At 40.5% G+C, this 11,920-nt stretch carries 11 protein-coding genes and 1 pseudogene; 10 read left to right on the top strand and 2 right to left on the bottom strand.

The genetic code is table 11. From position 1 onward, the window contains the following. A pseudogene (locus tag EXN75_RS18315) lies at positions 1–178 on the bottom strand (IS982 family transposase); the annotation flags it as partial. A gap of 128 nt (positions 179–306) precedes the next feature. Between EXN75_RS18315 and EXN75_RS13120 the strand changes: the two are divergent. From EXN75_RS13120 to EXN75_RS13090, 9 genes are all read left to right on the top strand, one after another. After that, positions 307–510, top strand: a complete 204-nt coding sequence (locus EXN75_RS13120) for an LbetaH domain-containing protein (RefSeq protein WP_134844155.1) — start codon at positions 307–309, stop codon at positions 508–510. A 157-nt stretch (positions 511–667) separates the two neighbouring features. Next, positions 668–2,410, top strand: a complete 1,743-nt coding sequence (locus tag EXN75_RS13115; RefSeq protein ID WP_134844154.1) for a hypothetical protein — start codon at positions 668–670, stop codon at positions 2,408–2,410. 83 nt (positions 2,411–2,493) lie between these two features. Continuing rightward, positions 2,494–3,642 carry a nucleotidyltransferase family protein gene (locus EXN75_RS13110; protein ID WP_134844153.1) on the top strand — a complete coding sequence of 383 codons (1,149 nt, stop codon included), beginning with the start codon at positions 2,494–2,496 and terminating at the stop codon, positions 3,640–3,642. A 50-nt stretch (positions 3,643–3,692) separates the two neighbouring features. After that, positions 3,693–4,445, top strand: a complete 753-nt coding sequence (locus EXN75_RS13105; RefSeq protein ID WP_134844152.1) for a glycosyltransferase family 2 protein — start codon at positions 3,693–3,695, stop codon at positions 4,443–4,445. 57 nt (positions 4,446–4,502) lie between these two features. After that, positions 4,503–4,637, top strand: a complete 135-nt coding sequence (locus EXN75_RS18520) for a hypothetical protein (protein ID WP_281279471.1) — start codon at positions 4,503–4,505, stop codon at positions 4,635–4,637. A gap of 248 nt (positions 4,638–4,885) precedes the next feature. Then, positions 4,886–5,029 carry a hypothetical protein gene (locus tag EXN75_RS17805; protein ID WP_167639521.1) on the top strand — a complete coding sequence of 48 codons (144 nt, stop codon included), beginning with the start codon at positions 4,886–4,888 and terminating at the stop codon, positions 5,027–5,029. Between the two features lie 326 nt (positions 5,030–5,355). Next, positions 5,356–5,712 carry a P-II family nitrogen regulator gene (locus tag EXN75_RS13100; RefSeq protein WP_118066115.1) on the top strand — a complete coding sequence of 119 codons (357 nt, stop codon included), beginning with the start codon at positions 5,356–5,358 and terminating at the stop codon, positions 5,710–5,712. Positions 5,713–5,838: 126 nt separating this feature from the next. Then, on the top strand, positions 5,839–7,095 hold the full coding sequence (locus EXN75_RS13095) for an ammonium transporter (RefSeq protein ID WP_134844151.1): 1,257 nt from the start codon (positions 5,839–5,841) through the stop codon (positions 7,093–7,095). A 48-nt stretch (positions 7,096–7,143) separates the two neighbouring features. Then, positions 7,144–7,875, top strand: a complete 732-nt coding sequence (locus tag EXN75_RS13090; RefSeq protein WP_187349096.1) for a hypothetical protein — start codon at positions 7,144–7,146, stop codon at positions 7,873–7,875. A 153-nt stretch (positions 7,876–8,028) separates the two neighbouring features. Here EXN75_RS13090 and EXN75_RS13085 read toward each other — a convergent pair whose 3' ends face one another. Then, on the bottom strand, positions 8,029–9,618 hold the full coding sequence (locus EXN75_RS13085; protein ID WP_134844150.1) for an ATP-binding protein: 1,590 nt from the start codon (positions 9,616–9,618) through the stop codon (positions 8,029–8,031). 477 nt (positions 9,619–10,095) lie between these two features. On the opposite strand from EXN75_RS13085, the gene asnB reads away from it, so the two are divergent. Next, positions 10,096–11,910: an asparagine synthase B gene (gene asnB, locus EXN75_RS13080; protein WP_134844149.1), complete on the top strand. Its 1,815-nt coding sequence runs from the start codon at positions 10,096–10,098 to the stop codon at positions 11,908–11,910. Positions 11,911–11,920: the final 10 nt, after the last annotated feature.

Below are 11,920 nucleotides of genomic sequence, written 5' to 3'. Positions count from 1 at the left end.
ACTCCTGGGCGAGGAATATTTCCTAGCTCATTAACTAAATTTTTGGAGAAATCCTTGCATATCTCAAGAATTTTTACGAAATTTGCATACAAGTTGTGCATAGCGTGAAATATATAACTTTATAATTTGACACTACAAAGTTACTAAAAATCAACGAGATGCACAACTTTTTCTCCATAAAAATATACTAATTTTCAGGCGGTTTTTTAATTCCGCCAACAGGTTAAAGTTGTTATTGGCAGCAATGTATGTATCTCGCAAGGTGCTTTGCTCCTTACTGGTAATCATGACTATACCATATCATCCATGCCTTATCGTAATGCTCCTATCTCTATAGAGGATGGGGCATGGATAGGGGCAAAGACTACTGTGTGCCCCGGTGTCACAGTTCATCGCAATGCTATATTGACTGTAGGTAGCGTGGCTACGAAGGATATGGAGGAGAATGGTATATATCAAGGTAATCCTGCAGTGAAGATTAGAGAAAGAATAATAAAGGGCATCCAGTAGGATGCCCAGTATACTGTAGGGAGGTTGATCGAAACCAAGGACTAAACGTCTCAATGGAGTGATGCTCTCCCTTATTATCAAATTTTGTAATTCGGTGCAAAATTAAGAATTTAAACGGTAGATTCCAAATTTTTACTCACAAAAAATATTAATTGAGATGAAAAAGGAAGATTTTCAAGAGTTTTTCAAGCAAAGAATGGCTGAAATCATGCATAAAGACACACTTGATAGCTATCGAGTGAGGGCTAATAATGCTCATACCATACTTAAAGAACTTGGCTATGTAATGGAAGGATGGATTGCAGGAAATATAAAACGCTTTGAAACTGTTGAACTCTGCATTAATGAAACCATTTCACTTGTAGAAAAGGATAATTGTCTTGTGTTTACTAATTACTCAAAGGAATTGTTCTTAAATGACTTAGATGAATATAACAAGAAATCTAAGAATAATAATGATGTACCACTTTTTGAGGATACGAACAAGATTATTTATCTCGTTAATGAGTGTTTGACTGAAAATGAAGGGGTCTTTTTATCCAATTTAATACAAAAAATAGAGGCGCAAGTTACTGCAGGCGAAGAGGTTGATGAGGATAAGTTTAGTCCTAAATTAAGGGAATTTGATAATTTATTATCATCTTTTGCTTGTGAGTTGTTGATGATTGGTTATTCAAAAAGATATCTCTATAAATTCTTTAATTCATTCAAGAAAAATCTCAAGGGATTATCTTTTGAAGATGCTTTTGAAGAAATGAAACAAAAATTTAGAGAGTTACAACAATATTCATTTTCTGTAGTCATAAAACTAAGTTTTAAAAATGTAAAGAATGCACAAGCCGCAACAGAAGCTGTTGACTGGTTAAACGATGAAATGCCTGAGGAATTTAAAAATATAGACAAATTGCGTAGATCTTTTATTGTCAAGAATAAATCTGTTAAATTCTATATAGAAAAATTTGAAGCTCTGGATGCATATATGGCAGTAAGACTGGCATATGAGAAACTTTCTAAGTTGTTGGATTTTAAACAAGATGTTATCAGTGGATATGCATTGCCAAGTTATGCTCTTAGCATTATGGTTAAAGAGGATGGTTTTTCTGTTACTTATGAAAAATTTTTTGAGCTTGATAATGGCGGCCAGTTTTTAAAAGTTGATGACAATATGTTGTTTGAGAAATTGAGCCAGATAGAAAAGTCAGATCTGGTGTTAGGTGATGTAAAGGATAGAATTACTGCAGCTCTGCGACATTTACGAATAGGTGATGGTCAGGTGGAATTAGAGCAACAGTTTATCAATTATTGGATAGCGTTAGAGTTTATTTTTGCTTCTTCATCAAGCAAAGACAGTACATATTCTCGTATTAAGGAGAATCTTGTCAATATACTTTCTGCATGCTATGTGAAGCGTAATATTCTCTATCTTGAAAACTGGATGAAGAGAGACGGAATGTTAGAAGATGAGGAAAAATTAATTGAAATGATTAATGGTGATGAAAAAGAATGGACTTTGGATAAAATTCTGTTGAAATTTCGATTCAAGAATATGAAGTCTCATCTTCATCATAAAGATAAGATAAAAAAATATATAGATAATCATGAAACGCATCTATTGCAGCATATATCTCGAATCTATAGACTTCGGAATGAGTTGGTACATGAAGCTGCATTAAAACAGGATATAGAGAATGTGGCAAGCAATCTTCGGTTTTATCTTGTATTTGTTCTTAATCAAATGATAGATTATTTTTCTGATAAAACTACCAATATAAAACCAAAGTCTATGCTTCAGTTCTTTTGGAATTACGAGAAATATCTGAAAGCAATAAAAACGCCGGGAGAAACGGATGTCGTTTCTGTTATTTCTCATATTCATATAGCTAAAAGTTATATTGTTTAAAGGTATGCTATCAATATAGATAGTATATTCAAAGAATCTATGAAAAATATGAAGTTTGATAAATTTCATAAACCTATACAGATATGCAATTGAAAAATGTAGAAAAAGAACTGTTTGATTTACTGAAGTTATCTCTTTGGTCTCGTTCTGATTCTTCTCTCCAGCAGCTTGATGGGGAAGAGGAGGTCGTGGCTGAGCGATTGTGGAATTTCTCTTGGAATGCCTTATTTCGTCTTGCTAAGGAACAGTGTGTTATTGGGTTAACGGCTGATGTCCTGGCGAGTTGTAAAGGTAAGATTGGAGCTCCTGGGGATGTTCTGCTGATATGGGTAGGTCTGGCGATGAAGCTGGAACAGCATAACTTGAAGATGAACCGTATGGTTATTTCGCTTTACGGTAAATTGAGAAGTTTAGGCTGGCATCCCGTGCTGATGAAAGGGCAGACCTTTGCGCAAAACTATCCGAATCCTCTGCACAGGGTCAGTGGGGATATTGACCTCTATTTCAAGCAGCAGGATGATTGTAAAAAGGCTATCGACTGGGCTATCCGTGTGGGTGGTCATGCTCATCAGGGGAATGAAAGTGCCTGGGAGCATAAGCATTTTGCTGTTGACCTGAAGGGTTTCGAGGTGGAACTTCACTATCAGATGTGCAGGTTTGAGAATCATCGCTTACAGCGACGCTTGCAAAATATCATAGATTATGAGTTTGCAGCCAATGATCCTTATTATGTTCGAATAGAGGGAGAGGAGATAGAAACGGTTCCGCCTACTTTGTCTGTTCTGCATCAGCTGATGCATATTACTCGTCATCTCTTAGAGGCTGGGGTAGGTATCCGTCAGATTTGTGACTTGGCAGTCTATGTGGATAGGCATTGTGATGAAATCAATGCTGATGTTCTCAGGCAATATGTGGAGGAACTTCAATTAGATGAGGTAGCCGGGGCTTTAGGTTATATCTTGGTGGAAATGTTAGGTCTGAAAAAGGAGAAATGGCCTTTGGGGATTATGGCTGATCATGCTGGGTTTATCATCCGTGAAATTTTCGATGGTGGTAATTTTGGTAGTCAGCGTACTGCTTTTCAACGTAATGAGAATGTTTTTATTCGAAAATGGCATTCCATGGCTTATTTTATCAAGCGCTGCTTGCTTTTCAGACATCTGCTTCCTGCTGAATCGAGAAGCTATCTTCTCAATAAATTCTTATTTAATATTCACGTAAAACGGGATTGATATTTGATTTCGTTTTTCTTTATCCCATATCTTTTTAAAACTTGACAATTATGAAAGTAACAATTATAACATCATGTTACAACCGTGAGAAGACGATTCGTGGTTGTATAGAAAGTGTTTTGTCTCAAGACTATCCTGATATTGAGTATATCGTGGTGGATGGTGCTTCTAAGGACAATTCGTTGAGTATTATCAATGAGTATAAGGACAAAATCTCGAAAATCATCTCTGAGCCTGATCATGGTATGTATGAAGCTATCAACAAGGGTATTCGTGCTGCTACGGGTGATGTGATTGGGCTGGTACATTCGGATGATTTCTTGTTCTCTAACCAGACGGTCTCGCATATCGTTCAGAGGTTTGAGGAGACGCATGCTGACTTCCTGTACGGTGATGGCTTGTTTGTAAATCCTGAGAATACTGATAAGGTGGTACGCAACTGGATTGGTGGTACTTATCGCCTATGGAAGGTGCGTCATGGCTGGCTTCCTTTGCATCCTACCTGTTATATTCGCAGGGATGTGATGGAGCGTAAGGGGTTGTATAACGAGAGTTACAAGATTGCAGCTGACTCTGATTTTCTTTTCCGCTATCTTCTGGGTGGTGAGTTGAGCGTTACGTATCTGAAAGAGTATATTGTGAGAATGCGCATGGGTGGTTTGAGTACTGATTCAGCCAGGAGAAAGCAAATGTGGAAGGAGGATATCAGATTGTATCAGTCGCATGGCATGAATCCTACGGTTACGAAGATTGAGAAAATGATGTGGAAAGTTCCACAGTTTATAAAAGCTAAATTCAAGTAACAAAATATTGATTTACAGAGTGTAAAAACATAAATATAAACTTTTAAATTAAAAACTATGTGGTGGAAAATAATTTTAGGAGTGATAGGATTAGCTATTATCGGCTTTGTAGGTATGGTTATCAAAATGGCTGTGACAGAGGCTAAAGAAGAAACAAGGGATATTGAGGAAGCAAGTAAAGTGAGGAAATAACTTTTCTCGAAAACCTACCCGTCCTTCCTTACCCTTAAGGAAGGCTCCTCCGCTTTTCCCAAGCCCTTTTCCCCTCAGGGGACAAGGGATGTAACCGCTCCTCCTCGCTCTTAACCGTTTCGTTCTAAGGTTGACGGACCATCAGAGGTCTCGTCAGGTAGTTGTGCGGGATGGGACCGCCAGGGAGAAGACTTGCTAAAATGGTTGTGCGGGATGGGACCGCCATCTTTGAGATTGCTCCAAACAGAATGGGCATCTTAATCAGAAATGGCAAAGTGTATTATCCTCCCGATTTTCGGGAGATAAAGATTCTGCTGAAGAATCGAGCTTTGCTGACAAAGAATGTCATCAAGACTGTGGAGGTGCAACTTGATACGAAGTGGGGATATTGAAAAACACTAAAAATTACGATATGGACCGCAAAGAACCATTGCTGTACTTACTTCCTTGATAGAATGAAGGTGAAGTTGGGTTTGCCAGAAAGACTGTTTTTCTAAATAAATAAAAGAAGCGTCAAATTGTAAGCATATTTGCTGTTTTAGCTTACAATTTGGCGCTTCTTTCTTTTTATGATTTATCTTTTTGTAAGCTAATAAAACTTTTAACAACAAAATGTCATTGAAAATCTCTATATGTTAGCAAATTGTTGTACTTTTGCACTCGAAAGATAACAAAGTGTAAATAACAATAAGTGTAATAACATATAGGAGAAAGTAACATGAAAAAGATCGAAGCTATCATCCGTAAGACAAAGTTTGAGGATGTAAAGGAAGCATTGCTTGCCGCCGACATCGAGTGGTTTTCTTACTATGACGTAAGAGGCGAAGGCAAGATGAGACAGGCTCGTATTTATCGTGGTGTCATGTATGATACCAGTAGTATCGAGCGAGTACTTTTGAATGTAGTCGTTCGCGACAAGAACGTAGAAAAAACTATTAATGCCATCCAGGAGGCTGCCCGTACAGGCGAGATTGGTGATGGTCGTATCTTTGTAATCCCTGTAGAGGATACCATTCGCATCCGTACAGGTGAAAGAGGCGACATCGCACTCTATAATGCAGAGCAGGAGAAATAAACTTTGTTGAATAGGAGGAGAGAGATTTTACAATAACCAATCTGAGTCATATAAATGATATTTGAAATCAGATAGCTGATATATTGAAAGATTGGGATAACAACAACACTTTAAAGTTAAAAGATTATGAGTGTACAGGATTTAGGTATTTCATTAGATACCGTGTGGATGCTCTTAGCAGCCATGTTGGTCTTTTTCATGCAGCCGGGATTTGCCCTCTGTGAGGCGGGTTTTACCCGCAGTAAAAACACTGCGAACATCTTGTTCAAGAACTTCGTCGATTTCATGATCGGTTCTGTTCTCTTCTGGTTCGTCGGTTTCGGATTTATGTTTGGTAGCGATGGTGCTGGTTTTATCGGTATGCCAAACTTTGGCGACCTTTCTTTCTATCATGGTGATCTTCCTACAGAGGGTTTCCTGATGTTTGAAACTGTATTCTGCGCTACAAGTGCTACTATCGTTTCTGGAGCTATGGCAGAACGTACCAAGTTCTCTATGTACTGCATCTATTCATTCTTCATTTCATTGATTATCTATCCAGTAGAAGGTCACTGGACATGGGGTGGCGGCTGGCTTTGCAACGCCGATGCAGGTTCTTTCATGATGGATACCTTCGGTGCTGCCTTCCATGATTTTGCAGGTTCTGCTATCGTACATAGCGTAGGTGGTGTGCTCGCCTTGGTTGGTGCCATCTGTCTTGGCCCTCGTCTCGGTAAATATCGCAACGGCAAGAGTACTGCTATTCCAGGTCACAACCTGATGGCTGCTGCCCTCGGTGTATTCATCCTCTGGTTTGGTTGGTTCGGTTTCAACCCAGGTTCTCAGCTCGCTGCTTCTGGTGAGGTTAACCGTGTTGCCATCAGCCACGTATTCCTGACAACCAACCTTGCTGCTGTTTGCGGTGGTCTCGGTACTATGTTTACTTCTTGGATTAAGTATGGCAAGCCATCATTCTCATTGACATTGAATGGTATCTTGGCTGGTTTGGTAGCCATCACAGCAGGTTGCGACTTGGTTAGCCCATTGGGTTCTGCCATCATCGGTCTCTTGGCTGGTATCATTCTGGTATTCTCTATCGAGTTTATCGATACCAAACTTCATATTGATGACCCTGTAGGTGCAAGTTCAGTACACGGTGTATGTGGTATCTTCGGTACATTGATGACTGGTCTCTTCGCCCTCGACGGTGGTGCTTTCTATGGTGGTGGCTTCGGTTTCTTCGGTGCACAGTGCTTCGGTATCCTCTGTATTGATCTTTGGGCTGCAGTCACAGGTGTAATCCTCTTCTGGGGTATCAAGAAGATTGCTGGTCTGCGTGTTGACAAGCGTATTGAGGAAGAAGGTCTCGATATCTACGAGCATGGAGAGAGTTGCTACAACTAATCTCCCGCAGATAATTTAGAGTTGTATTAACATTAAAATTGTGAGATTATGAAAAAGATTTTAGATATGAAAAAGATGAGTGTATTGGCACTCGGTTTGATTGCTTTTGCTCCTGCTGCTTCTGCTCAGGATGAGGTGGAAACTACCATTGCTGCAGATGTTGTTAGTCAGTATATCTGGCGTGGTCAGGATCTTGGCAACGTATCACTCCAGCCTACTCTTGGTATCGGTTATAAGGGTTTCTCTTTGACTGGTTGGGGTAGTGTAGGTCTTTCCAAATGGGATGACACCAAGGAATTCGATTTGACTGCTGCCTATTCCACTGGAGGTCTTACCATTGGTATTACTGATTATTGGTTCAATTCTGGTGACGGTCGCTATTTCGAGTATGATTCTCACAAGACTTCTCATGTTTTTGAGGCAAATGTAGGTTATGACTTTGGTCCTGTAGCCTTGAACTGGTACACCAACTTTGCTGGTGCAGATGGTCTCAACAAGAGTGGCAAGCGTGCATATTCATCTTATGTAGAGGCTTCAGCTCCATTCAAATTGGGTGGATGCGACTGGACAGCTACCATCGGTGCCGTTCCTTATGCCACCACTTCCTATTATGGTCATGAGGGAGGTGTGAAGGGCTTCGCAGTAACCAATGTTGCTGTCAAGGCTACCAAGGATATCAAGATTACTGATACCTTCAGTGTGCCAGTCTTTGCACAGATTGCAGCCAACCCAAGTAGCGAGAAGGCATATTTGGTTGTAGGTTTCACCTTGCAGCCATAAAGCAGGTTTGCATACAGTTATCAATAACTGCAGGTTTACTTGCAGTATCTGTAATAAGAGTTTAAGTTTTTATTATCTAAAGCCGATGGTCTTTCCAGACTGTCGGTTTTTTTGTGCCTTCCCATTCATTTCTAATTTCTCATTTCTAATTTCTCATTCCTTTACATCCCAGTCCTCGATAGTTCCTGTTTCTGAAGAGAAACTGCACCCTATCTTATAGAGTTTTCTGGAATCTGTAAGGTAAGGTTGGGCATAGCCCTTTTCCTCTATCTGCTGTAAAGCCTCCTTTGCCGTTCCATCCAGTTTGAACTCGAAGATGTAGATATATTTATCGGTCTCGATGATGCAATCCACACGACCTTGACTCTGTTCCTTTTCGGTATAAGTAATGTATGTACTCGCTAAGCGCAACAAGAGATAGAAAGTATAGTGGAAATAACGTTCCTTCTCTCGCTCATTCTCCTTTCGTCGCATCGTGTAAGGGATGCTGGAGAGGAAGGAGGTGATGAGAAACTTGAAATGGTCCAAATTTCCTTCATCAAGATTTTCTACGGCTTCTGTCAGCCAATTCTTAACGTCTTCCTTCGTTTGAAAGTAATTATTGGCCAATAGGCTTATAAATCCTCGTTTTACTTCATCGTTTGGAAAATCAAGCAAGAAGGTATTGGTTCTATGCTTGTAATCCTTAATGGTGAGATAACCACTCTGGTATATCATCGGAAGTGGGCGTTCGGTATCAGCCTTATAATCAATGAAATGGTCTGGTGAATAATACTTTCCCGTCAGCTCATCCATGTTCTCATCGTAGTGGCTCAAGAGGCGAGCAAGATAAGTTGGTGTGCCTGTCTTGAACCAATAATCCTGAAGACGCAAGTTCTTGCATGCATTCAGCAAGCTGAACGGATTGATGACACCATTCATGGTATCAGAGAAATGGTAACCATTATATTGTTTCATCAACATTCTGACCATATCCTCAAATGAACAATGATAAACGCCCGACATCTTTTTGATAGGTTCACTAAAATATTTTATCAACTCTTCCTCAGTGATGCCGCAAAGTGTATCAAATGCAGGCGACATACTAATATCTTCTGGTTGGTTGAAACCGCTGAACACGCTAACCTGCGAGAACTTCGTTACGCCTGTCAAGAAGACAAACTGGAGGTCTGCATCAGCTGTCTTGAAAGCAGAATAGAATCCCTTCAAGGTATTGCGGTTGTATTCCTCCAAGGTTATTTCGGTACCCTGAAAGGCTACCTTGTAGTCAAGATCCATCACATCAAGGAGTGGCTTGTCGTATTCATCTATCAACACAACGGCACGGAGACCAGTTTGGCGATGGATTTCATTGAGCAAATTGACAAAGCGTAACCCAAAATCAGTTAACGTATTTTTGATTTGGTATTTTTCTTCCCATGCAGAAAGAATGGCATTCAGCGTTTCATCCAAAAACGTCTCCTTTGTAAAATTGCCAGCACCAAAGTCTATATGAATCACAGGGTATTTCTTCCAATCCTTCTCAAGTTTTTCAATAGCAAGTCCATGGAATAAATCCTCCCTACCCAGGAAATAGCTTTCCAAAGTAGAAATAAGAAGGCTCTTTCCGAATCGACGAGGGCGACTCAGAAAGTATATTTGTCCTTCTGTTACCAAAGAATAGATCATATCTGTTTTATCTATATAGACATAACCTTCATTCCTTATCTTATCAAATGTCTGTATTCCTATTGGATATTTCATTGCTCTTACCTTAATTAAATACGTCTTGTGCTGCAAAGTTAAACTTTTATTTTGAAACCACCAAGATTTTTCAACAGAAATCCCATGCTTAGAGCAATTTAATATAATATCTATTTATATATATAACACACATCATCTACCTATACTTTCCCATATTTTATATCTTTTATATCCATATTACATATAGATTTCTCCAATATCCCCAGTTTTTATCTTATTTTTCTGTCAATCTTTCAAAATGAATAAATTTTTGTTTGTTTTGCTTACAAAATGTAATCAAAATAGCTCTTGTTTCTTTTGATTTGATATTTATTGTCTTTATATAATACAAAATGAAACCATTTCTTTTCTTATTCTATCAAAAAGTAGTAATTTTGCATCCAAAATATAGCAAAATGATATTTTAAGCTAAACGGATAGCATGAAATAAGCTATGATATTGTGTTATAAATAACCGTAAAAGAAAGGAAAGATATTATGTGTGGATTCGTATCTATCTTCAATATTCAGGAACAAACTCCTGAATTGAGACAGCAGGCACTCCGTATGAGTCAGAAGATTCGTCATCGTGGACCAGACTGGAGCGGCATTTACTGTGGTGGCTCAGCCATCTTGGCACATGAACGACTCAGCATCGTAGATCCAGAGTCTGGACGCCAACCTTTGTTCTCACCTGACAAGAAACAGGTGCTTGCAGTGAACGGCGAAATCTACAATCATCAGAATATCCGTGCTCGATTTGCAGGCAAATACCAGTATCAGACTGGTTCCGACTGTGAGGTGGTGCTTTCACTCTATCGTGAAATGAGACAGGATAGCGACTTCGCTAACTTGATTTACACCGATGAGGATGCCATCCATGCTCGCATCTGCAAGATGATAGAACAACTCAACGGTATCTTTGCTTTCGCACTCTACGATGCAGAAAGAGATGAATTCCTCATCGCCCGCGACCCTATCGGTGTGATTCCACTCTACATCGGATTTGATACAGACGGTAAGGTGCTTGTTGCCTCTGAACTCAAGGCACTCGAAGGACAGTGTGATCACTACGAACCATTCCTCCCTGGACATTATTATTATAGCAAGACTCCGGGCATGAAGCGTTATTATACACGCGACTGGTTTGAATACAGTACCATGCTCAAGGAATATCATATTGATGAAAGCAAGTCTGCCGAAGAACAGATGGCTGAGGCTGAGATGGAGGATAGAAAACAGGCTGAGGCTACAGGCGGAAAAACTGCGGTGCAGGAAATTCATGATGCACTCGAAGCTTCTGTCAAGCGCCAGTTGATGAGCGATGTTCCTTACGGCGTACTCCTCAGTGGCGGTCTCGATTCATCTGTCATCTCTGCCATCGCACAGAAATACAGTACTTATCGTATTGAGAATGGTGAACAGACCAAGGCTTACTGGCCACGCCTGCACTCCTTTGCTGTAGGACTGAAAGGTGCACCAGACCTTGCTAAGGCTCGCCTCGTAGCAGAGCACATCGGTACCGTGCATCATGAAATCAACTATACCATACAGGAAGGTCTGGATGCCATCCGTGATGTCATCTATTTCATCGAGACCTACGATGTGACAACCGTTCGTGCATCTACCCCGATGTATCTGTTGGCAAGAGTCATCCGCAGTATGGGTATCAAGATGGTACTCTCCGGTGAGGGAGCAGATGAGGTATTCGGAGGCTATCTCTATTTCCACAAAGCACCGAATGCCAAGGCTTTCCATGAGGAAACGGTCAGAAAACTTGGTAAACTCTATCTCTACGACTGTCTGAGAGCCAACAAGAGTCTGGCTGCCTGGGGTATCGAGGGCCGTGTACCTTTCCTCGACAAGGAATTCCTGGATGTGGCTATGGGCATGGACCCAGCCTTGAAGATGTGTCCGGGCAAGACCATAGAGAAGAAAGTAGTTCGTGAAGCCTTTGCTGATTTGCTGCCAGAGGAAGTAGCATGGCGACAGAAAGAGCAGTTCTCTGATGGAGTAGGTTACTCCTGGATAGATACGCTGAAGCAGATTACCGCTTCTGCTGTGAGTGATGAGCAGATGGCACATGCCGCCGAGCGATTCCCTATCAATCCTCCACAGAACAAGGAGGAGTACTATTACCGTTCTATCTTCGCTGAGCATTTCCCAAGCGACAGTGCTGCCAAGAGTGTTCCAAGTGTACCAAGCGTAGCCTGCTCTACAGCCGAAGCCCTTGCCTGGGATGCTTCTTTCCAAAACCAGAACGACCCAAGCGGACGAGCTGTTGCCGGAGTTCACGAGAAAGCGTATAAATAAATGAGAAAAA

The organism is Segatella hominis (assembly GCF_004535825.1).
GTDB lineage: Bacteria > Bacteroidota > Bacteroidia > Bacteroidales > Bacteroidaceae > Prevotella > Prevotella hominis.
Note: the sequence above shows the minus strand (reverse complement) of the source record. Positions and strands in the feature narration are given on the sequence as shown.

Bases quoted from the DNA above. Each gene is read 5' to 3' on its own strand.
- EXN75_RS13090 (WP_187349096.1), top strand. From the start codon at position 7,144: ATGAAAAAGATTTTAGATATGAAAAAGATGAGTGTATTGGCACTCGGT.
- EXN75_RS13110 (WP_134844153.1), top strand. From the start codon at position 2,494: ATGCAATTGAAAAATGTAGAAAAAGAACTGTTTGATTTACTGAAGTTA.
- EXN75_RS17805 (WP_167639521.1), top strand. From the start codon at position 4,886: ATGGGCATCTTAATCAGAAATGGCAAAGTGTATTATCCTCCCGATTTT.
- EXN75_RS13085 (WP_134844150.1), bottom strand. From the start codon at position 9,618: ATGAAATATCCAATAGGAATACAGACATTTGATAAGATAAGGAATGAA.
- asnB (WP_134844149.1), top strand. From the start codon at position 10,096: ATGTGTGGATTCGTATCTATCTTCAATATTCAGGAACAAACTCCTGAA.
- EXN75_RS13120 (WP_134844155.1), top strand. From the start codon at position 307: ATGCCTTATCGTAATGCTCCTATCTCTATAGAGGATGGGGCATGGATA.
- EXN75_RS13095 (WP_134844151.1), top strand. From the start codon at position 5,839: ATGAGTGTACAGGATTTAGGTATTTCATTAGATACCGTGTGGATGCTC.
- EXN75_RS13115 (WP_134844154.1), top strand. From the start codon at position 668: ATGAAAAAGGAAGATTTTCAAGAGTTTTTCAAGCAAAGAATGGCTGAA.
- EXN75_RS13100 (WP_118066115.1), top strand. From the start codon at position 5,356: ATGAAAAAGATCGAAGCTATCATCCGTAAGACAAAGTTTGAGGATGTA.
- EXN75_RS13105 (WP_134844152.1), top strand. From the start codon at position 3,693: ATGAAAGTAACAATTATAACATCATGTTACAACCGTGAGAAGACGATT.
- EXN75_RS18520 (WP_281279471.1), top strand. From the start codon at position 4,503: ATGTGGTGGAAAATAATTTTAGGAGTGATAGGATTAGCTATTATCGGC.